General features: G+C 57.9%; 21 protein-coding genes and 2 pseudogenes. 16 read left to right on the top strand and 7 right to left on the bottom strand.

The window, feature by feature from the left end:
• Positions 1-105 precede the first annotated feature (105 nt).
• The 8 genes and pseudogenes from HCG46_RS26940 to HCG46_RS26905 form a co-directional block, all read left to right on the top strand.
• Positions 106-298 (top strand): annotated as a pseudogene (locus HCG46_RS26940) (transposase); the annotation flags it as partial.
• A 67-nt stretch (positions 299-365) separates the two neighbouring features.
• Entirely contained in the window at positions 366-752 is a 387-nt protein-coding gene (locus HCG46_RS26935; RefSeq protein ID WP_168688015.1) for a hypothetical protein, read from the top strand.
• Between the two features lie 84 nt (positions 753-836).
• Positions 837-956, top strand: a pseudogene (locus HCG46_RS26930) (transposase); the annotation flags it as partial.
• 24 nt (positions 957-980) lie between these two features.
• Positions 981-1,727, top strand: a complete 747-nt coding sequence (locus tag HCG46_RS26925; RefSeq protein WP_168688014.1) for a hypothetical protein — start codon at positions 981-983, stop codon at positions 1,725-1,727.
• Between the two features lie 493 nt (positions 1,728-2,220).
• The gene (locus tag HCG46_RS26920) at positions 2,221-2,799 is read left to right on the top strand and encodes a hypothetical protein (RefSeq protein WP_139314238.1); all 579 of its coding nucleotides are present in this window, start codon (positions 2,221-2,223) and stop codon (positions 2,797-2,799) included.
• 35 nt (positions 2,800-2,834) lie between these two features.
• Positions 2,835-3,296, top strand: coding sequence for a DUF805 domain-containing protein (locus HCG46_RS26915; RefSeq protein WP_168688013.1), 462 nt, complete (start codon positions 2,835-2,837; stop codon positions 3,294-3,296).
• A gap of 61 nt (positions 3,297-3,357) precedes the next feature.
• Entirely contained in the window at positions 3,358-3,636 is a 279-nt protein-coding gene (locus HCG46_RS26910; protein WP_168688012.1) for a hypothetical protein, read from the top strand.
• Complete coding sequence (locus HCG46_RS26905; protein WP_168688011.1) at positions 3,633-4,697, top strand: M48 family metallopeptidase; 1,065 nt, start codon at positions 3,633-3,635, stop codon at positions 4,695-4,697. Before HCG46_RS26910 ends, HCG46_RS26905 begins: the two co-directional genes overlap by 4 nt.
• Positions 4,698-4,722: 25 nt before the next feature.
• Here HCG46_RS26905 and HCG46_RS26900 read toward each other — a convergent pair whose 3' ends face one another.
• Positions 4,723-5,409 (bottom strand): YafY family protein, encoded by a 687-nt coding sequence (locus HCG46_RS26900; protein ID WP_286185546.1) that lies wholly within the window; start codon positions 5,407-5,409, stop codon positions 4,723-4,725.
• A gap of 81 nt (positions 5,410-5,490) precedes the next feature.
• On the opposite strand from HCG46_RS26900, the gene HCG46_RS26895 reads away from it, so the two are divergent.
• The gene (locus tag HCG46_RS26895; RefSeq protein ID WP_168688009.1) at positions 5,491-6,087 is read left to right on the top strand and encodes a glutathione S-transferase family protein; all 597 of its coding nucleotides are present in this window, start codon (positions 5,491-5,493) and stop codon (positions 6,085-6,087) included.
• 187 nt (positions 6,088-6,274) lie between these two features.
• Here HCG46_RS26895 and HCG46_RS26890 read toward each other — a convergent pair whose 3' ends face one another.
• Positions 6,275-6,808, bottom strand: a complete 534-nt coding sequence (locus tag HCG46_RS26890) for a DUF1993 domain-containing protein (RefSeq protein WP_168688008.1) — start codon at positions 6,806-6,808, stop codon at positions 6,275-6,277.
• A gap of 208 nt (positions 6,809-7,016) precedes the next feature.
• Positions 7,017-7,526 (bottom strand): PilZ domain-containing protein, encoded by a 510-nt coding sequence (locus tag HCG46_RS26885; protein ID WP_075283851.1) that lies wholly within the window; start codon positions 7,524-7,526, stop codon positions 7,017-7,019.
• A gap of 305 nt (positions 7,527-7,831) precedes the next feature.
• On the opposite strand from HCG46_RS26885, the gene cysQ reads away from it, so the two are divergent.
• The 4 genes from cysQ (at position 7,832) to HCG46_RS26865 (ending at position 12,998) form a co-directional block, all read left to right on the top strand.
• A complete protein-coding gene (gene cysQ / locus HCG46_RS26880) occupies positions 7,832-8,674 on the top strand; it encodes a 3'(2'),5'-bisphosphate nucleotidase CysQ (RefSeq protein ID WP_168688007.1) in 843 nt (280 codons plus the stop codon).
• Between the two features lie 81 nt (positions 8,675-8,755).
• Positions 8,756-9,685: a sulfate adenylyltransferase subunit CysD gene (gene cysD, locus HCG46_RS26875; RefSeq protein WP_168688006.1), complete on the top strand. Its 930-nt coding sequence runs from the start codon at positions 8,756-8,758 to the stop codon at positions 9,683-9,685.
• A 1-nt stretch (position 9,686) separates the two neighbouring features.
• Positions 9,687-11,621, top strand: coding sequence for a sulfate adenylyltransferase subunit CysN (cysN, locus tag HCG46_RS26870; RefSeq protein ID WP_168688005.1), 1,935 nt, complete (start codon positions 9,687-9,689; stop codon positions 11,619-11,621).
• A 363-nt stretch (positions 11,622-11,984) separates the two neighbouring features.
• Positions 11,985-12,998, top strand: coding sequence for an NAD-dependent epimerase/dehydratase family protein (locus HCG46_RS26865; RefSeq protein ID WP_152507172.1), 1,014 nt, complete (start codon positions 11,985-11,987; stop codon positions 12,996-12,998).
• Between the two features lie 42 nt (positions 12,999-13,040).
• On the opposite strand, the gene HCG46_RS26860 is transcribed toward HCG46_RS26865, so the two are convergent.
• On the bottom strand, positions 13,041-13,526 hold the full coding sequence (locus tag HCG46_RS26860; protein ID WP_168688004.1) for a YbaK/EbsC family protein: 486 nt from the start codon (positions 13,524-13,526) through the stop codon (positions 13,041-13,043).
• A 571-nt stretch (positions 13,527-14,097) separates the two neighbouring features.
• Positions 14,098-15,258, bottom strand: coding sequence for an FAD-binding oxidoreductase (locus HCG46_RS26855; RefSeq protein ID WP_168688003.1), 1,161 nt, complete (start codon positions 15,256-15,258; stop codon positions 14,098-14,100).
• 104 nt (positions 15,259-15,362) lie between these two features.
• Here HCG46_RS26855 and mnmD point away from each other — a divergent pair, with 104 nt between their 5' ends.
• Positions 15,363-16,088, top strand: a complete 726-nt coding sequence (gene mnmD, locus HCG46_RS26850; protein ID WP_168688002.1) for a tRNA (5-methylaminomethyl-2-thiouridine)(34)-methyltransferase MnmD — start codon at positions 15,363-15,365, stop codon at positions 16,086-16,088.
• Between the two features lie 19 nt (positions 16,089-16,107).
• Here the strand turns inward: mnmD and HCG46_RS26845 are convergent, their stop codons facing one another.
• The gene (locus HCG46_RS26845; RefSeq protein WP_022997873.1) at positions 16,108-16,977 is read right to left on the bottom strand and encodes a LysR family transcriptional regulator; all 870 of its coding nucleotides are present in this window, start codon (positions 16,975-16,977) and stop codon (positions 16,108-16,110) included.
• A 164-nt stretch (positions 16,978-17,141) separates the two neighbouring features.
• On the opposite strand from HCG46_RS26845, the gene bla reads away from it, so the two are divergent.
• Both bla and HCG46_RS26835 read left to right on the top strand, forming a co-directional pair.
• Positions 17,142-18,038, top strand: coding sequence for a class A beta-lactamase (bla, locus tag HCG46_RS26840; RefSeq protein ID WP_075283858.1), 897 nt, complete (start codon positions 17,142-17,144; stop codon positions 18,036-18,038).
• A gap of 83 nt (positions 18,039-18,121) precedes the next feature.
• Positions 18,122-18,475 carry a hypothetical protein gene (locus tag HCG46_RS26835; RefSeq protein WP_168688001.1) on the top strand — a complete coding sequence of 118 codons (354 nt, stop codon included), beginning with the start codon at positions 18,122-18,124 and terminating at the stop codon, positions 18,473-18,475.
• 439 nt (positions 18,476-18,914) lie between these two features.
• On the opposite strand, the gene HCG46_RS26830 is transcribed toward HCG46_RS26835, so the two are convergent.
• Positions 18,915-19,868, bottom strand: a complete 954-nt coding sequence (locus tag HCG46_RS26830; RefSeq protein ID WP_168688000.1) for a 2-hydroxyacid dehydrogenase — start codon at positions 19,866-19,868, stop codon at positions 18,915-18,917.
• Positions 19,869-19,989: the final 121 nt, after the last annotated feature.

Here is a 19,989-nt window from a genome sequence, read left to right as displayed (position 1 = left end):
TCTTGGCCAGATCAAGGCCCACGGTGGTTGGGGTCATTAGCGATGCTCCTCTTACAAACGGGACCAGCATACGGTCACTTCGGGAGCGGGGCCGTCTTCCCCATCAACGGCCGGCTAAGGGATGAATGCCTCAACGAAATATCTGTTCGGCAGCTACCGACACGCCCGGGACATTATCGTAAACTGGAAGATCGACTACAATTTGGAACGACCGCATACGAGCCTCGACGGTCTCACTCCCCATGAATTTGCAAACCAGTCCAGCAAAGATCACACCGTGAACAGAGCTAACTTATGAACGCGGACAATCGGGGGAGCAGGTCAGTAACACCTTGGTGGAATCGTTTGCAAAGAGACTTGCAGCAATGAACAGCTTTGATGTAATTCCCAACAAACGCCCTGAACAAAATGGTGGACTGGCAGCAGATGTGTGGCCAGAGCTTGGGGAAGACTTTGTACTTAACCAATTTTATAGGAATTACTCCGGCGCTGAGGGTTGGCTGGGCGAAGGATACTTCGCAGTCTGGACAAGGCAAGAAATATCGAAGTTTAAAGAGCCAAATTTTCTTGCCTATCCTGAAGAGTTTCACTTCTTTGCGTCAGACGGAGGCGGAACACAGTTCGGTTTTTTTGTAAGAGATGGTGAAGTTTTATTTCTATCGGCTCCCGATATAGGCGGTAAAAACGATATTCGTATCTTAGGAAAATGGCCGGACCTCCTCAAAGCAATCAAACTTGGCGACTACATCTGAAGTCTGATGTGCTCCCGTTAAACACCCTCGATTTGAGTTGGAGTTTTCCGCGACGATTTTCTTAGCTGAGAAGGAACGGAATTGATGAAGGCATCGAAGTTTTCGGATGCGCAGAAGGCGTTCATCGTGAAGCGTGGGGAAGAAGGTGTTCCCGTTGCGGAGATCTGCCGTGAAGCCGTGATCAGCCAGGCGACGTATTTCAACTGAAGCAAGAAGTATGCGGTTCTGATGCCTTCGGAGGTAAAACTTTTCGCGATCAGCTCGGAGCCGACGATCGAATGGTCCTTGGGCAAGCAGGTTCTGGCGGCTTTTGAGGAGACTGGGACACAACTTATCCCAGAAGTCCTGTATCAATGGGAAGACAAAATAGGCCCATTCATTTCTGTCGAACAAGTTGAACCCTATTGGGCACAGGTAGCTCAAATGCGGGTAAACGGGGCGTTGTCGGAATTTTCGATTGGCCTTCGCTGGAAACGTAATAAGGTCGCGAAATATGAAGCTGAAATTAGTCATACTCGCAAAGATGCAAGAGGAAACACTCTTGATGGGCGTTTAAGCGTTTGTGCACCACTGCACAAAAAAACGGATTGGCGTCATTTGGGAGCGCGTATATGCGAGGTAATGAATGCCGATTTAGCAATGCTCCATTGCTTTACATCTTTCGATAACGAACCAGCCCAATCCAACACGCCAGAAAGTTACTTCCGCTCCTTTACAATTGTGGATGCGAAGATCCCCAACATCGGGTGGGGAATGTTCTATGGTCGTAGGTTCGTTCATGAAGTTGACGAGGCTGCGATCTCTGCTGCTGGGTTTCCCGTGCAGAGGATCGGAGGAGGGTACCTGGTACAGGTTACGGGAGATATCAACGATGTGGTCAATGACTTTGACAGGTTCTCGAAACGTCGCGCTGAACTGAAATCCCTTTTCCGGGATGATCTCTTCCTTATCAAGGATGAACCGAAAGTATCGTGATCACTCCTCACCGTTTACTTCCATTCTGGTGCTAGGTAGATCGGCGTATGGCTTGCACAAAATTTTTGACCGGATCGGCTGTTTATGCTTTGTCCGTTTATTTGGTCACTCTGACTTGCCACAGCACGGTTATCTCATCCAGCAGTAACCAGTTCGGATCATTGTTTAGGATGCTCCACAACACGCCATCGTGGCAAGCCAGTCTTCTACAGACAGAACCTCGGATATACCATGCGAGCCACTTGAGCACCCATTACCACCAGAGTGCGGGCGGCTTCAGTCTCGGAAGCAGGTGGCCACGTTGATTGCAGGCGCAGTTTTTACCTGCCAATTATTTAACCTTAAAATTGCACGCCTAATATTTTCAATCTTTGGTTGATTTTTTCGAAAATTCCCTTCAATAGGAGCACAGGGTGAGTGTCTGCTTTAGGCCATGCTCGCCACCGTCCTCTTGCGGTCGATTGACTGCGCTTCAGCTCCAGAAGGAAAGAATGTGAAAAGACTGGTGTTCCTGCCTTTGTGCCTCCTGTTGGCCGCCTGCCAAACGTCTACCGAAAACTCCTTGAAGACAGTTGATGAGGCCGATGCAAAGAAGCTCGAGGAGGCGTTGGACAATGGACAGGCAGTTGTCCTCGGCGATGTCTACTACAACGCCAAATATTGCCCGGGCAGTTCGATCACGATGATCAATGTCGCGACTTCAAAATACCGATTTATTTCTAACGGCGACGTTTTCAGCTTAGGATCTGACAAGGACAAAGCTGTCGTGGAACCAAGCACTTATCGGATCACCAGAGTTTCGTGCGGCGATTCCGTGGTCAAGCTTGGCGGTGACTGGGCTGACGTTTTGTTGGGCACTGACAAGCTGAAGAAAGCACTGTCCCCGACCTTCTCGGTCAAGGGCGGTGAAGTGCTTCACATCGGGACGCTCCGGATCAACGTGGTCAAAAAACGAACCTTGATTTCCAGCGCAAAAGTCATCGTCACGCGCGAAGCAACTTCACAAGATGCAAGAGTGAAGACGAAAGAGGCTTTGGCAAAAATCGGTCGGCCGGTTCATTTCACGAATTAATTCGGTCCAGTACAAAAAATGAAAAAGTATCAATAATGATTTCTTCTTTATTATTGTTCAATGGGAAGTTAAGGCGTGGTGAATTCTTTTATTGTGTTACTTTTGTAATTTTTGTTTTTTATATTTTCATTTCGATTGTGAAATACTTTGATTTCAGTCCGCTGTTCTTCTGGTGTGTTTTGCCGATCTTTGTCTGGTCACTGAGTGTTTTGCAGATAAAGCGGTTCAGAGACCGCTCAAGGAGCGGCTGGAGATATCTGGTTTTTCTGGTGCTGTCCGTCCCCTATGTCACGATCCTTGCCTATTCCGCCTTGTTTTCCGTTGATCTGGGTTTGAAAGGGGAAGGCGCTGTTGCAGCCATCTTGGCAAGCGGCTCATTGATCTACTTCATAACACCGGCGATCGCACAGCATCTGGTGGAGATGTTCTTGTTGCCAGGCGATGGTGACAAGGCCGACGCAAGCACTAAGCCCTTAACTCCCACGCCGGAAGTCTAGTTAATTTTCTTATTAGTGGAAGCGGTCATGGAGACATGGCACGACATACAGGATCGTTCGAATGGTGCTTGTTTTTTATGTATCCCTGATTGCCGGTCTTGCGACCGGACTGGCGGTGTTTGCCTTTGTTGGCGCGATCTCCAAAAATCTCCATCAGGTATTTCTCTTGACGCTAATGCTCCAGGTGATGAATTTCGCGGCTTTGTATCAGCAAGGTGTCTTTCGAAAGTTTTATCTATTCCCGGAAGGTCTGATGTTTTTGATCTCGGTGTTTATTAGTCACGTGATTTGCAGCCAGTTTCATCTGCACTTCAAATCTTCCAGGAACAGAACAAGTTGAAACTGTTGTTTGTTGCTGCGCGGCGCTTTGGCCGATTTGCAATCCTGTTGTTCGTCGCTCCGGTCGTAGGATTGTTCGCGCCTTGGCTGTCTTTGTTGGACGCAAACCCGATCCTGTTCGCCGTCAGTGCCGTTTTGATGTTGCCGCTCAGTATGATTGCCGTCGCAATGATGGTCGGCACCCTGTTTGCTGGTGGGCAGGGCAGCAGTGCCACGGGTATTTCTAAGGCGGAAGCTCCAGGTCTCTGGGAGCTTTGGGAAGACATTGCGGGAGCGAAGCGGGCCAAACGCACCGTAATTATGATCAGTAACGAGCTCAACGCCGGCGTTGCGATAAGGCGGCGCCTGTTCGGTCTTCGCCGTGCGCGTATCTACCTCTTCATTGGCTTACCGTTGCTTGCCGTCACCGACCGGGAAGCTTTGGCCGCGATTTTGGCTCATGAGGATGCACATCTGTTGAATCGTGACGTCAATGGCTGTCTTAACCTGGCTGAATTTGAAGCCACCTTCGCTTTTGTTTTTGCGTATGCGCCTCCAGAGAGCACAGTTTCCGGTTCGCTTCTCAACATGCTCCTGGGTTGGTTGGCGAAGCCATTGGCAGCCGAAAATATCCGGTTGAGTCGCGAAGCGGAATTGAAAGCAGACCGCCACGCGGCTCAGTCAGGCGAAGCGAAGGAAAGCGCAAGGGCATTGCTGCTTTTGGGGGCGGCCGATGACTATTTCGACGAAGCTGTTTTCCAACCGCTGAAGCGCGAGTTGATGGGCGCGGCAAAGCCGCCGAAACCACCATTGCAGCGCCTTCTGTCTGTTGCGTCGCAATTGTCCGACACGGAGCTGCTCCAGGCCCATGCCCGCAAGGCATCAGCGAAACCCGGCGAGATTGACGACGATCACCCTTCCTGTGCGGAACGGTTGGCCGCTCTTGGCTATGACGAAATAATACATCTCGATCCTGTCAGCGAACCGGCATTGTCCAAACTGGTCGACCAGTCGGTAGTGCAGCAGATGGTCGTTGCGTTCGATGACGACTGGACAATGCGTGTCGCGAACAGCCTTCAATAGTTTGACGTCAGTTGATTTGTCGCGGTTACCTGTTCCGGTCATATCCCCGTTGCTGGATGTAGTCGCGGAGCAGGCCCACCCGGTTGGGGCGGAAGCTTTCGGTGCCGGGCACCAGGGAGGCGATCCGGCTGACGTGGAAGTGGCGGTAGTCTTGCCGGAGGCGGCAATGGGCGAGCAGTAGCAGCGAGGTTTCGCTATAGGACAGGCCCATCGGCCAGATTTCCCTTGTGGTGGTTCGCTCCTGCAGGTCGCGGTAGGTGATGACCAGGCTGAACTCCTCCCAGCAGGCCTCGCGCAACAGGTCGAGATCCACCGTCACCGGCGGGCGCTTGTCCGGCTGCCGCCAGCTGCGCATCACCGTGTGCATGGCCTGGCGCGCCTGCCGGTCGGGCAGGGTGGCGATGATGCGGGCCATGGCGTTGCGGCCGGCCTTTTTCAGTGTCTCGTCGCCGATCTGGTCCAGCCCGCTTTGCGCCAGCATCAGCGCCTCGATTTCCAGCCGGGAGAAACTCTGCGGCGGCAGCACGGGATCTTCCGTCAAGGTGTAGCCGACGCCTGCAGCTCCGTCGATCAGCGCGCCGCCCGCACGCAACGTTGCGATGTCGCGGTAGAGCTGGCGCAGGGAAACGCCGGTCTCTTCGGAAAGGCGCGCGGCGGTGACCGGTTGGGGGAGGCGCCTTAGGGTATCCATCAGACGCATCAGCCTGTCCATGCGGGCCATTTTTTCTCCTGCCGTAAATTGTCAGCAGGGGGAAGCTATACCTTTGGCATCACAAAGAAAAGGAGCTTTCCCATGATGACGCTTTACCATTCTCCCAACAGCCGGTCTTCCGCGATCGTGACCCTGATCGAAGAGCTGGGAGCCGACGTCGAGGTGAAGGAAGTGACGGTTCGCCGGCAGGATGGCTCGGGCGGGCCGGATGCATCCAACCCGCATCCGGAAAAGAAGGTGCCCTACCTGGTCGATGGTACCGAGGGGATCCGCGAGCGCGGTGCGATCATGCTTTATCTTACCGACAAGTTTCCCGAAGCCGGGCTGGGGCCGATCGAAGGCCAGCCGGGGCGCGGGGACTATCTGTCCTGGCTGTTCTACTATCAGGGCGTGATGGAGCCGGTCATCATCCTGAAATTCGCCCAGTTTACGCATCCGGCCGTGGAGGCGAGCCTGCGCGATTTCGACACGATGGTCGCGCGGCTGGCGGAAACGCTGGAAAAGCAGCCTTACCTGCTGGGCGAAACCTATTCCGCCGTCGACCTGTTGTGCAGCGGCCCGTTCCTGTGGCTGCCCGACATGTTGCCGGACAACGAGGCGATCCGTGACTGGGTGAAGCGGTGCAGCGAACGCCCGGCCACCGTGCGGACGCTGGAGCGTGAACGCCAGGCGGCCTGAGAGGTTTTGAACTTCCGCTGACGATATGGCCTGCCGGGTTTTGCCCGGTGGGCCATATCTGTTTGCGCAGGTGTCATGAAAACGGCCCTGAAACTGGATGAATGGCCTGCGCGGCTTTCCAGTTGGCCCGCCTGTTCGTTTCAGCCGGCGAGGGGGAGGGCAAGGGTGAGGGGGAGGGGAAAGGCCGTCAGTCCGGCCTCGTCCGCAACTGGCCTTCATAGTCGCGCTTGCCGATGGGCACGCCGCGCGTGCGCAGGATGTCGTAGGCGGTGACAGCGTGGAAATGAAAGTTCGGCAGCAGGAAGGACAGGAGAAAGGTCTCTGATGTCAGGGGCATCGGCTGGGGGCTGATGTGAACCAGATCAAGGTCGAGAGGCCGGCCAGACCAGTCGTTTACCTCGGCAGGCGTATAGGCCTGCAAACGTGTCACTGTCTGCGCGATCCGGTCCTGCAGATCCGCATATGGGGCTGGTCCGACAAGCGGCGGAGGGGTGAAGGCACCCGTTCTCATTGCTTCCAGGCCCCAGACGGAAAAATTGTCGACGCACTCGATCTGAAACCAGAACTGAGCCATGTCCGGATAAAGCCGCGCGGTCGCGAAGTCGTCCGGATCGGTGCCTGTCTGCTGGCAATGAGTTACCGCTTTTTGAAGAAACCCGCTGACGGCGCGTGCCGTTTGCAGGAAGGTTGGCACGCTCATGTCGTAGAGGGTGGTCGCCACGGGCTGTTTCCTGGTCATGATCCGGGTTCGAAACACGCCTTGGCGTGATCTTCAAAGGGTACGACGGGGAGGCGGATCATATCCAGGAATTTTGAGCGCTGGCGTGGAAGCCGGCATTCTGCCTTGGGCGGCAGGGTGCACTTGCTGGCTATCTGTCGAGCACCGCGAAGAGAAAGGGCATCTGAAGTATTTCGCCGCGCGCAGCGTATCAGCGCCTCTTGCCGAAGGTCGGCTTGCCGGCGCCGGCACTTGCGTCCTGACGGGTGCGGCGCACGGAGGTGCGCTCGTCGGCATGCGGTTCGTCCTGGTGGCGGCGCTGGAAAAAGTTGTCCGGGCTGTCGCGGCGCTCGTCGAGTTCGCTTCTCAGCGCTTCTTCGGAGCTTTTCAGCACCTGCGCGCGCTGCGCAGCAACATGCCGTTTCTCGCCGATGAACTGGACGCCGCAGCGAAGGCCTTCCTCCCAGCGGCGTTCGCAGGTGACTTCATAGTCTTCCAGGTCGATATGAAGGTCGAATTCCTTGGGCAGCATGTAGGCCTGCTCGAATTCCAGCAAAGCGCCGCCTTCGGAGATGTTGCGCACCATGCAGGGAATGGATCTCAGCCCGTTTTGAAAGACCATCTTGCCTTTCTTGAACACGCGTGCCCGCCGCTCCCGCGGCATCTGTTCGCTGGCGCTCTCATCCGCGGGTGCGTGCGGAAATGGTTTGGCGTCCGACATGGGTTTCTCGCATTCTCATGGTGTCCAAGGGCACTTTAACCCCCATTTGGGGTAAGTTTAGGCGCAAAGCCCTTGCCAATCGGTGAATCCACGTATGGATCAGTCAGGTAAAGCCCGGCATAGGACCATGTTGGGAGCAACAAAAGCTCCCTTGCGACGGTCAGAGAAACCTGAGCTTTTTGTATTCAGGCGAAAACGTGGAACACCATTCCTTGAATTGATACACTGTACCTTTCTATTTACGGGACAGCCACGCGGGCGGACAGCGCGGGGGGCAATATTTCCCGGCGCGAATTGAGGCATCGATGACTGAAGACCAGATATCTTTCTTGAACCTGCTGGCCCTGAGGGCCGGAGAGGAAATCCTCAAAATCTACGCGGAACCTTTCGAGGTCGAGAACAAGGTCGACGGGTCTCCGGTGACCAAGGCCGACGCGGCAGCCGAGGAAATCATTCTCGCGGGCCTTGCCGAAAAGTTCCCCGACATTCCGGTGGTGGCCGAAGAAGCGGTCGAAGCCGGCAAGCTGCCTGCGGCAGGTGCGCGGTACTTCCTGGTCGACCCGCTCGACGGTACCAAGGAATTCCTGAAGAAGAACGGCGAGTTCACCGTCAACATCGCCCTGATCGAGGATGGCCGCCCGGTGTTCGGCGTGGTTTCCGCACCAGCCCTCGAAGAGATCTATTGGGGTGGGGAATTCCGGGACAACGGCAAAACCGAAACCAGGGCGTTCAAGGGAACCATCGCGAACGGCGGCATCAGCGATGTTGCGCCTATCTCCGTTCGCACGCCGCCGGTGGACGGCATCAGCGTGCTCGCCAGCCGCTCTCATCTTTCGGAAGAAACCTCTGCCCTGATTTCACGGCTGAGTGTCGCCGAGCAGCTTAACGTCGGCTCGTCGCTGAAACTGTGCTGGGTGGCCGCCGGCCGGGCCGATTTCTATCCCCGTCTTGCACCCACGATGCAATGGGACATTGCCGCCGGTGATGCAGTTGTACGCGCCGCCGGCGGGGCGGTCGTTCTGGCTTCAACCGGTGAGGACTTTGTCTACCGGGTGCCGGAAAACGCCCGCAAGGACGACCTGCGGAACCCGTTTTTTCTGGCAGCCGGGTGCAGGAACCTCCTGCGGGATGTCGCGCCCGCCGCCTGACGATTTGCAAAATTGCGCGGGCAGTTGGCCCGTGCCGAACGATTGATACGGCCGGTTCGCCGGCCAAACGGAAAAGCGAACATGAACATGCAATCTCACGGGATCTCGCCCGAGCGCCTCAGCAATCTGAAGCGGCTGGAAGCAGAAAGCATCCACATCATCCGCGAAGTCGCAGCCGAATTCTCCAATCCGGTGATGCTCTATTCCATCGGCAAGGACTCCGGCGTCATGCTGCACCTGGCGATGAAGGCATTCTATCCGTCCAAGCCGCCGTTTCCGCTGCTGCATGTGGATACGACCTGGAAATTCCGGGACATGATCACCTTCCGTGACGAGACCGCCGCGCGTCTCGGCATGGACCTGATCGTCCATACCAACCCGGAAGGGCTTGAAAAGAATATCGGCCCGTTTTCCCACGGCTCCTCGGTTCATACGCACGTCATGAAGACAGAGGCGTTGAAACAGGCGCTGAACAAATACGGCTTCGATGCCGCCTTCGGCGGCGCGCGCCGGGACGAGGAAAAGTCGCGCGCCAAGGAGCGCGTCTTCTCCTTCCGCAATTCCAATCACGGCTGGGACCCGAAGAACCAGCGGCCGGAACTGTGGAACCTCTACAATGCCCGTGTGGCAAAGGGCGAGAGCATCCGTGCGTTTCCGCTGTCCAACTGGACCGAGCTGGATATCTGGCAGTACATCCTGACGGAAGACATCCCGATGGTGCCGCTCTATTTCGCAGCAAAGCGCCCGGTCGTGAACCGCGACGGCATGCTGATCATGGTCGACGACGACCGCATGAAACTGCAGCCCGGCGAAGAGATCGAGGAAAAGATGGTCCGCTTCCGCACGCTCGGCTGCTACCCGCTGACCGGCGCCATTGAATCGGATGCCGATACGCTGCCCGCCATTGTCCGCGAAATGCTGATTGCCCGTACATCCGAACGCCAGGGCCGCCTCATCGACAAGGATGAAAGCGCGTCGATGGAGAAGAAGAAGCGGGAAGGATATTTCTAAGATGACGATCGAGAACATACAGGAAGCTGCAGAGACAGCCGTCACCGAATATATCCTGGCACAGGAAAGCAAGGACCAGCTCCGCTTCCTGACCTGCGGTTCCGTTGACGATGGCAAGTCGACCCTGATCGGCCGCCTGCTTTACGACACCAAGCTGATCTTCGAAGACCAGTTGGCCGCGCTGGAACGCGATTCCAGAAAGCATGGCACCGTGGGAGAGGACATCGATCTGGCACTGCTGGTCGACGGTCTTGAGGCAGAGCGCGAGCAGGGCATCACCATCGACGTTGCCTACCGGTTCTTTGCGACCGAAAAGCGCAAGTTCATCGTTGCCGATACCCCGGGCCACGAACAATACACCCGCAACATGGCCACCGGCGCGTCCACCGCCGACCTTGCCGTGCTGCTGGTTGATGCCCGCAACGGCCTGATGGTCCAGACCCGTCGCCACGCCTTCATCGCGTCGCTGCTGGGTATCCGTCACGTCGTGCTGGCGATCAACAAGATCGACCTTGTCGGCTATTCCCAGGAACGATTTGAGGAAATTCGAAAGGAATTCGAGGTCTTTGCCAACGGCTTCGATTTCGAAACCCTGCAGGCAATTCCGATGTCGGCGCGCTATGGCGACAACGTCACCGGGCGCAGCGACAAGATGGACTGGTATTCCGGACCGACCCTGCTGGAGCACCTGGAGACGGTTCAGGTGGGCGAACATGTGCTGGAAGCCCCGTTCCGCTTCCCGGTGCAGTGGGTCAACCGGCCCAACCTCGATTTCCGCGGCTATTCCGGTACGGTCGCCAGCGGCCAGGTGTCGGTTGGCGACGAACTGGTGGTTGCCGGTCCGGCAAAGCAGTCCAGGGTGAAGTCGATCATCGGCACAAGCGGCGAAGTCAGCTCCGCCCGGGCCGGCGAGGCAGTCACCATTTCGCTGGAAGATGAAATCGACATCTCCCGCGGCGATCTTCTGACCTCGACCGCACATCGCCCGGATGTTGCCGACCAGTTTGCCGCCCATGTCATCTGGATGTCCGACGAGCCGCTGCTGCCGGGCAGGCCTTATCTCCTGAAGATCGGCACTCGCACCGTGACGGCGACGGTCTCCGAGATCAAGCACAAGATCAACGTCAACACGTTCGAGCATGTGGCCGGCAAGACGCTGGCGTTGAACGAAATCGCGTTCTGCAATTTCTCACTGTCCTCCGCGGTGCCTTTCGATCCCTATGAGGCCAACCACACGACCGGTTCCTTCATCCTCATCGACCGGATGAGCAACTCGACGGTTGGTGCGGGCATGGTCTGGTTCGCGCTGCGCCGGGCAAGCAACATTCACTGGCAGGCCCTCGACGTCGACAAGAACGCCCGGTCTGAAAAACTCGGTCAGAAGCCGGCAGTCCTTTGGTTCACCGGCCTCTCCGGGTCCGGCAAGTCGACCATCGCGTCGATCGTCGAAAAGAAACTGCATGTCGACGGGCGTCACACCTATACGCTCGACGGCGACAACGTCCGCCACGGCCTCAACAAGGACCTGGGCTTCACCGATGCCGACCGGGTGGAAAACATCCGCCGTGTCGGCGAGGTGGCCAAGCTCTTTGCGGATGCGGGCATGATCACGCTGGTATCCTTCATCTCGCCGTTCCGCTCGGAGCGTCAGATGGCGCGCGATCTCCTGGAAGACGGTGAGTTCATCGAGGTCTTTGTCGATACGCCCATCGAGGAATGCCGCAAACGCGACCCGAAGGGCCTTTATGCCAAGGCTGACCGGGGCGAGATCAAGAACTTCACCGGTATCGACAGCCCCTATGAAGCGCCGGAAAATCCGGAACTTCATATTCGCAACGTCGGCCGGGAACCGGAAGAAGTTGCCGAGGAGATCGTTGAATATCTGCGCAAGCGCGGGTTCCTGAACAGCTTCTCCGCCGACGGCGGCGGCATCTGACAAGAGGCCGAAAGTGACCTTGCCAGGCTGATGACCTGCCCTGGCATGCGAAAGACAGCCATCCGCGTTGCAAGGACGCGGATGGCTTTTTCGTTTGTGGGGCCGATGCGATATTCCGGCCAGACGAGCTGGAATTTCGTTTGGGAACCGGTCGTTTTTCAGAAGCTCTGTGGGCGTGTCACGCCGCGGTAATCCATTTTGTACTAGGTGTTGTGGCGTCTGTAAGTGTCGCGGTTCCAGGTGGCCAAGATGGTTCGGGCAGACTTCGCCATTGCCCGAACCTTCGAAGCCTTTTAATAACTTGGCTGACCTACTTACGCGTTTTGTAAAATGAATTTTTGATCGAAAGGCTTTGGGCAAATCATGAAAACCGTTCTGGTGACCGGCTCTGCGGGGTTTATCGGCTTTTACCTGTGTACCCGACTGCTGAAGGACGGCTTTCGGGTGATCGGCCTCGATGCCATGACGGATTACTATGATGTCCGCCTGAAGGAACGCCGGCAGCAGATGCTGATGCAGAACGAGCATTTCAAGCCGGTGAACGACCGCGTTGAGGCGCCGGACCTGCTGATGTCCCTGTTCCGTACCGAGCGGCCGGATTTTGTCATTCATCTGGCAGCGCAGGCCGGTGTCCGCTACTCCATCGAAGCGCCCCGCTCCTATCTGGAAAGCAATATCTGCGGAACGTTCGAGCTGCTCGAGGCAGCCAGGGCCTTCCCGCCGGAACACATGCTGCTGGCTTCCACGTCATCCGCCTATGGCGCCAACACCGAAATGCCCTATGCGGAGACCGACAAGGCCGACCACCAGATGTCGTTCTACGCGGCGACCAAGAAGGCAACAGAGTCGATGGCGCATTCCTATGCCCATCTCTACGACCTTCCGGTGACGATGTTCCGCTTCTTCACCGTCTACGGTCCCTGGGGACGGCCCGACATGGCTCTCTTCAAGTTCACCAAGGCGATCCTCGAAGGCAAGCCGATCGACGTCTATAACTACGGCGACATGAAACGGGACTTCACCTATGTGGAAGATCTCGTCGAAGGCATCCGGCTGCTGATGGACGCAGTGCCTGTTCGCCCGGCCGAGGGAGAAGGGGTGAAGGAAGGCGACAGCCTTTCGCCGGTTGCTCCCTGGCGAGTGGTCAACATCGGCAATTCGACCTGTGTTCAACTGACCGAGTTCATCGAAGCCATTGAGGCTGCTACGGGCCGGACCGCCGAACGCAATCTCATGCCGATCCAGGCCGGAGACGTTCCGGCGACATGGGCCAATGCGGATCTGCTGCAAAGCCTCACGGGGTACCGCCCGAAGACCACAGTGCAGGAAGGCGTTGCCAGGTTCGTCGAATGGTACCGGGACTATTACCGGGCGTAACGCCTGGCAGACACCGGGCGAATGTCTGGCTTCATGTGGCTCTTATGCCTGCTGCGACGCATCCTGCGGCGGCTGGCAGACATCCACCCATTCCGCACCGGTGATTTCCACCATGCGCTCCGGCGGTATCCTGACAGCGGCATTGGTCGCGCCGGCGGCGGGAATGACCACGTCATATTCCTTCAGCGAGACATCACAGTAGACAGGCAACGGCTGGGCCAGGCCGAAAGGGCATACGCCGCCGACGGGGTGTCCCGTCAGCGTTTCCACTTCATCAAGGCCCAGCATCTTCACCTTGCCACCAAAGGTTGCTTTCGCCTTCTTGTTGTCCATGCGGGCATCGCCGCGGGCAACCACCAGAAAGATCTTGTCCTTGAGCTGAAACGACAGCGTCTTGGCAATCTGACCGGGCTCGACCCCATGTGCCTTGGCGGCAAGGTCAACCGTGGCACTGCTGTCTTCCGTCACGATGACTTCAAGTTCGGGGGCGGCACTGGCAAGGTGGTTGCGAACGCTTTCAAGGCTCATGCTGCAGGGCTTCCTTCAGGTCGGATCAAACAAGACCGGCAGGGAGGGACGCGCAAGAGCTGCGCGGGCCGGGCCATAATTTGTGCATATCAACAATTTCATTGTGCTGTAAATTAAGAAAAGATTCATGTTAATCTTAAACGGGTTTTAACCATTTACGACGTAAACGGTACTGTGTGTGGCCGATGGAAATGGGTTCCAGATGGCCATTGGTTAAGTCGTTCAAGGATTGCCGAAATGGCGAGAGCAGCTACAGCCGGAACCGAAGTTGAATCCTCTGGGGTGGAGAGGAGGAAGCAGGCTGACTATGCAGCTCATCAGGGTGGGTCTATGAATTTGCCATTTTTGGTGGCGAAAAATCTCCTGTTCTGGGGGACGATTTCGCTCAGCCTTTACGGTCTTTACGCGGTGGTTGCTGCCATCTAGGCAGCAGGTGCGTAAACCGATTGTGATTGAACGAACCGCGTCAAGTTCGCGGTCCTGTCACATCATCTGCAATCGCATATACAACCCTTCATTGCATGCACGTCGTCGACCTTTGCCGTCGGCGATTGCGTGAACGTGAGCTCATTTAGCGATCTGCGTCCAGTCTGCCGCTGCCGAAGTGGTGCGCCGGGCGGAATGTCTCTGGCAGAGGAACAACAGGTTCTCTGCCGGTCATCTCCGCCACCAGGGCATCCGCTATCAGATGTGCAATGCCGAAGGATATCTTGAAGCCGCCTGTTGCCGCGAAGGCGGTGTCAAAGCCAGGCAGTCTTCCAGCCAGCGGGTCCCGCCTGTGATTGCGGGGCCGGATACCGGCCCAGTCGGAAAGAACCTCGCGGCCCTTCAATAGCGGACAAAAGGCGGTGGCGCGTTCCAGCAGTTCGGCTGAACGGACTGGAGAGGGGGCGGCGTCTTCAAAATCCCGGTCGGATGTGCTGCCAATGGCGACGGTACCGTCGTCATGCGGCACGACGTAAAGTCCGTCGCAATAGATCGCTGGCCTGTCTTCCAGTCCCTTGCCCTCCAGCACAAGGGCCTGGCCTTTCTCTCCACGCCCAATGCGTTCGCCGGTCAGCGTTTCGATCAGGTCGAAAGCCGCAAATCCACCCGAAACGACGAATTGCCGAGTCTGAATCGAGGTCTGCCCGTCGGCGAGCAGAACGGTTTGTGTTGCATCGTCATAACCGACCGCTTCAACGCCTTCCCGCAGGCTGTCGTTCTGGCGGACGAAGCTGGCAAGGCTTGCCAGATAAGCCCTCGGGGAGATCCGCGCGGCAAGGGTTTCATAGACGATGCCGAAGGGAGCGGCTTTCGCGTCCAGCCAGTCAGACCGGCTTCCGGCAGGTTCAACCACATAGGAAAAGCCGGTTTCCTGAGGTTGCCAGCGCAGCTTGCTTTCTTCCGCTCGCTCCAGATGGTGCTCCAGCTTGTCGGTTGTCGTCAGCGGCAGGATGCGTCCACAGCGGTGATAGCCGCAGGAAAGCCCTGTTTGGCTTTCCAGTTGGCGGATGCGGTCTTCGAGACACAGCAGGGCCTGGAACTGGAATTCCTTCTTGGGGTTCCAGCGTGCCGGCATGTGCGGCATCAACGCCCCCAGCACACCTCCACTGGACCCGGCGCCGACGTGGCTTTTCTCCAGAACTACCACCTTCAGCCCGGCCTCGATCGCTGCCCGGGCAACAGCGAGACCGAAAATACCGGCTCCGGCAATGGCAACATCGAAAGTTTCGGCGTCGGTTGCTGCCATGGGGCGGGGTCCTTTGAGATTGATTGATCCTGCCGGCTCTCTTATGAGAACGCGTTGCAAATGGCAAAGGCTGATGGGTGCGCCCCGAAGGAAACCTCAAGATCATGTCGATCAAGGCACCGGATCTGGAATGGCTGCAGGGCGATGTGCCCCGGGCTGAAGGCTTCAACGACACGTATTTTTCCAAGGCTGGGGGGCTTGCGGAAACGCGTCACGTGTTTCTGCAAGGAAATGGCTTGCCTGGCCGGTTCGATGGCTGCGAGCGTTTCACAATTGCAGAGTTCGGCTTCGGGACAGGCCTCAATTTCCTCACCACCCTTGCGGCATGGCAGGAAAGGACCAATCGGCCGGACCTGACGTTCGTGACCTTCGAACTGTTCCCGATGACGGGAGAGCAGCTGGCACGAGCCCTAGCGGCCTTTCCCGAACTGGCCCCGCTGGCAGAAGAGCTGCTGCAGGCCTGGTCGCCTGAGCCGGGTTGGAACAGCCTGAAAATTGCCGGAGCCAACCTCCAGATCGGCATTGGCGATGCGCGTGAGCTGATCGGTGAGCTGAACGCCGGAATGGCAGGTGAGGGCGAGGGAGGAGAACCGGCAATTGCCCCCATTGATGCCTGGTTTCTCGACGGTTTCAGTCCGGCTCGTAATCCGGAGCTCTGGGACGCGGACCTTCTGAAGGTGGCGGCTGACCTGACGGCCCATGGCGGAACACTGGCAACTTACACGGCTGCCGGCTGGGTTCGCCGCAATCTTCAGGCTGCCGGGTTCGAGATTGAAAAGGCTGAAGGCTTCGCCGGCAAACGCGAAATGGTGAAGGGTCGAAAACCTTGAGGTGGGCGATTGCCTCCATTTACTCCGTAACTGTCTCCAGCATCCACAAGCGGAACTTCTGCATGGCGCTGGTCTCCTCTCGCGACTTCAGCCAGGTCAGCCAGTAGCTTCCCGTCAGGACACTGGTCTGGAAAGGCTGCACGATCGCGCCGGACGCGAGGGGGCGGCTGAACATTGCTGTCGGCACCAGTGCGACGCCTGCGCCCTGCGTGACGGCTTCAACCATCGCAAGAGAACTGTCGAACATCCAGCCACGCGCCCGTGGTGGCGGCAGTTTCGCTGCCTGGAACCACATGGCCCATTCATCCAACCTGTAGGATCTCAGCAAGGGCTCGTGCACAAGGTCTGCCGGCTTGGATAGCCGGGCAGCGATTCCAGGTGAACAGATAGGCGATAGCGGGGCGTCCATCAGCTTGACCGCGTTGGTGGCATGCCAGGCCCCGTCGCCGAAGCGCAGGAAACAGTCGAGACCATCTGCCAGAATATCCGCGCGGTTGTTGTTGGTTTTCAGCCGGAGATCGATCTGCGGATGGGCCCTGGCAAAGCCGGAAAGGCGGGGCAACAGCCAGCCAGTCGCGAAAGTGGCGACGGCGCCGACCGTCAGCACCTCCCGGTAGTTGCCATCCTCGAACCGGCTGAGCGCATCGCTCATCCGCCGGAAGGCATCGCTCAGTACAGGTAGCAGCGCCAGTCCTTCGTCCGTCAGGGCAACGCCGCGCGGAAGGCGCTCGAACAGCGACACCTGCAACACGTCCTCCAGCGCCTTCACCTGGTGGCTGACGGCAGTCTGCGATACCCGCAGTTCCAGGCCGGCGCGTGTAAAGCTGCAGAGCCTTGCAGAGGCTTCAAAGGCTCTCAAGGCATTGAGCGGAAGTTTCGAGACGTCCATCCGGATCCAACTTAGGCCAAGTTTTACTCATGTCTAACCTCAGTATTCATCATTTGCGTTATATCTGAGGCAGCGGCACTGTCGCGGTGTCCCGAAGACGAATGGTGCGGGGGGCGACACACCACACCGGTTCGGGCTGTTTGTATTCATCATTGGAGTTGAAGATGAAACTCTGGACACGCCGTAGCGCGTTGACGCTTTCCCTTGCCCTTTTTGCCGGGTTTCCGGCGATTTCCGGATTGGCACACGCCGCCGGGTTCGATCCCGCACCACTTGAGAAAACCGTCACCGGTGCCGAGAGCCGACTGTCTGCCCGGATCGGGGTTGCGGTGCTGGATACGGAAACCGGCAAGACCTGGACCCACCGCGCCGACGAGCGTTTTCCGCTCAACAGCACGTTCAAGGCCTTTCTGTGTGCGGCCCTTCTGGAAAAGGGCGAGCAGGGTGAGGTTCAGCCGGAACGCCGCGTGAAGATCCGTTCGCAAGACCTCGTCTCCTATTCGCCGGTTACCGAAAAAAAGGTCGGCTCCGGAGGAATGACCTATCTGGAACTGTGTGAAGCGGCCGTTGCGATCAGCGACAATGCTGCCGCCAATCTCGTGCTGGAGGCTGTCGGTGGGCCGGAAGGACTGACGGATTACCTTCGGGGTATTGGCGACACCATCACCCGGCTGGACCGGACGGAGCCGGGTCTCAATGAAGGCCGGCCAGGCGATGCCCGTGACACCACCACCCCGGCAGCGGCAGTTGCCACGTTGCAGAAACTGGTTCTGGGCAATGCCCTGTCCTCCACCGCCAGAGCCCAGCTGACAGGCTGGCTGCTGGACAACAAGGTGGGCAACGCGACCCTGCGTGCCGGGCTGCCGGAAGAATGGCCGGTCGCCGACAAGACCGGGGCAGGGGCCAATGGCTCGCGCAACAATATCGGCGTGATCTGGCCAGACGACCGGGAGCCCGTCGTGATCGCGGTCTACATCACGCAGACCGACGCTTCCTTCGACGACCGCAACAAGGCGATTGCCGATATCGCAGCCGCACTTGCCGAAAGTCTCCACGACTGAGTTTTCTTGTCCGGGCGGATCCCTTCATTCGCCCGGGCGCCTCTGCCTCTGGAAATGTCCTGCCGCTTCCGACGGAGACAACCTTGTCCGTTCCAAGATCCTTGTTTGCCCTGCCGTTGGCGCTTGTCGCGGTATCAGCCATTTTCTCCCAGGCATCTGCCGAGGAAACACGCGAACAAAAGCGCGCCAGAAGATGCGCCTACTATCAGGAGATCGTCCGCGTGGCGTTCGAAAATGTCAGTCGTTCGCAAATGCGGCCCGGTTTCGTTGCCGAACATGATGCCTTTATCGAAGGGGGTTGTTTCGCGGCGGAAGCCGTTTGCCCGAAAACACCCGCCGAATTCGCCTTTGCCGACATTCTGACGATGATGACCGTCAGCGCAAACATGGGCAGCACCTTTACGCCGTTCAGGTGCCCGGCCGGTGGAGCGGAATGAGAAGGTTCGGCTTGAGGCCTTCCCCAAGCATGTGAGGTGTCGGTGCGGACCGGCCCGGAAAGGGCCGGCCCAGGGTGCTGGCGGAGGTTACGTCGCCAGCCACCTTCTGCGACCTGAGATGTCGTCTTCTGCCGTTGCGAGGCACCCCGAGCAAACGGGCCACTTCCGCAGGCAAACTGGACCCGCTGACGGATCCGGGCGAACAGCCGGTGTTGAGTAGGCTTCTGAACGCATTCGTCTTTTGGTTCACCAGCCGCCCCAGTCGGCATCCCGGCGTGGTTTATGTGGTCTGATGGATCCACGCCTATCGGGTAAGCGCATCACAAGCAGAAAGGATGCGCTTGATCCATAAACCTAAGGCACAAGCCGGGCGTGTCAAATACTGAGCCGGGAAAAGAATCGGGTCGGGCTGCCTAGCAGCCCTGGCATGCCCTCGATCTCAGCGCATTTCCGGCACTGGCGTTATGGCCTTGCCAGTTTCGAACCAGCTTTTCAGGTTGTCGACCACGAGCTGACCCATGGCATTGCGGGTCGCCTGCGAGGCGGAACCGACATGCGGCAGTACGGTGACCCTTGGCAGTTTCAAAAGGGCTTCGGGCACATGCGGCTCGTTCTCGAAGACGTCGAGACCGGCACCGTAGATCGTGCCGTTTTCAAGGGCCGCAATCAATGCGGCCTCGTCGATGACGGTGCCCCGGCCGATATTGATGACGATGCCATCCGGCCCCAGTGCTTCCAGCACCTCCGCATTGACCGCATGTTTCGTTTCCGCGCCACCAGGCGCCACCACTATCAGCGTGTCGCAAGCGGCAGCTAGCGCCTTCGGCGTCGCGTGATAGGGGTAGGAGACGTCGTCCTGTTTGCTGCGTCCATGGTAATGGATCTTCATGCCGAAGGCTTCGGCCCGCTTGGCAATCGCCTTGCCGATGCGCCCCAGACCAAAGATGCCGAGCGTGCGCCCCTGCATGGTCGCCCCGGTCAGCTTGTAGGGCCCTTTGCTTTCCCAATTGCCCTGGCGAAGCCACTGTTCGGCCTGGCCGAATTCGCGGATGGTCATGATCATCAGCCCGACCGCCGTATCGGCAACTTCTTCCGTCAACACGTCTGGCGTATGGGTCACCATCACCTTCGCCGCCAGGCAATCGTCCGTGTTGACGTGGTCATAGCCGACACCGAAACTGGAGACGATCTCCGCGTTCGGGACTTTGGCAAGCAACTCGGCGTTGACCGGCCCGAATGCCATCGCAACCCCGCGGATCCTGTCTCCAACATCCGCCAGCAGCGCTTCCGGATTATCGGCCTCATACAGCCGATGCACCGTAAAGGCGGCATCAAGCTGCTCCTGAACGATCGGCAGCATCGGGCGGGGCATCAGAATATCGATGGAGGTCATGGCAGGTCCGGTGGGGTGATGAAGAAAGGTGAGGTGACCTTAAGGTCTTCGGTTGGGGGAGAAAAGAGCCGAATGGGCAGAGTTGGTACGCAAATTTCGTCACCCTCGAAGCGCTTTCGGC

This window comes from Labrenzia sp. PO1, assembly GCF_012273635.1.
In the GTDB taxonomy this organism is placed as follows: domain Bacteria; phylum Pseudomonadota; class Alphaproteobacteria; order Rhizobiales; family Stappiaceae; genus Roseibium; species Roseibium algicola.
Note: the sequence above shows the minus strand (reverse complement) of the source record. Positions and strands in the feature narration are given on the sequence as shown.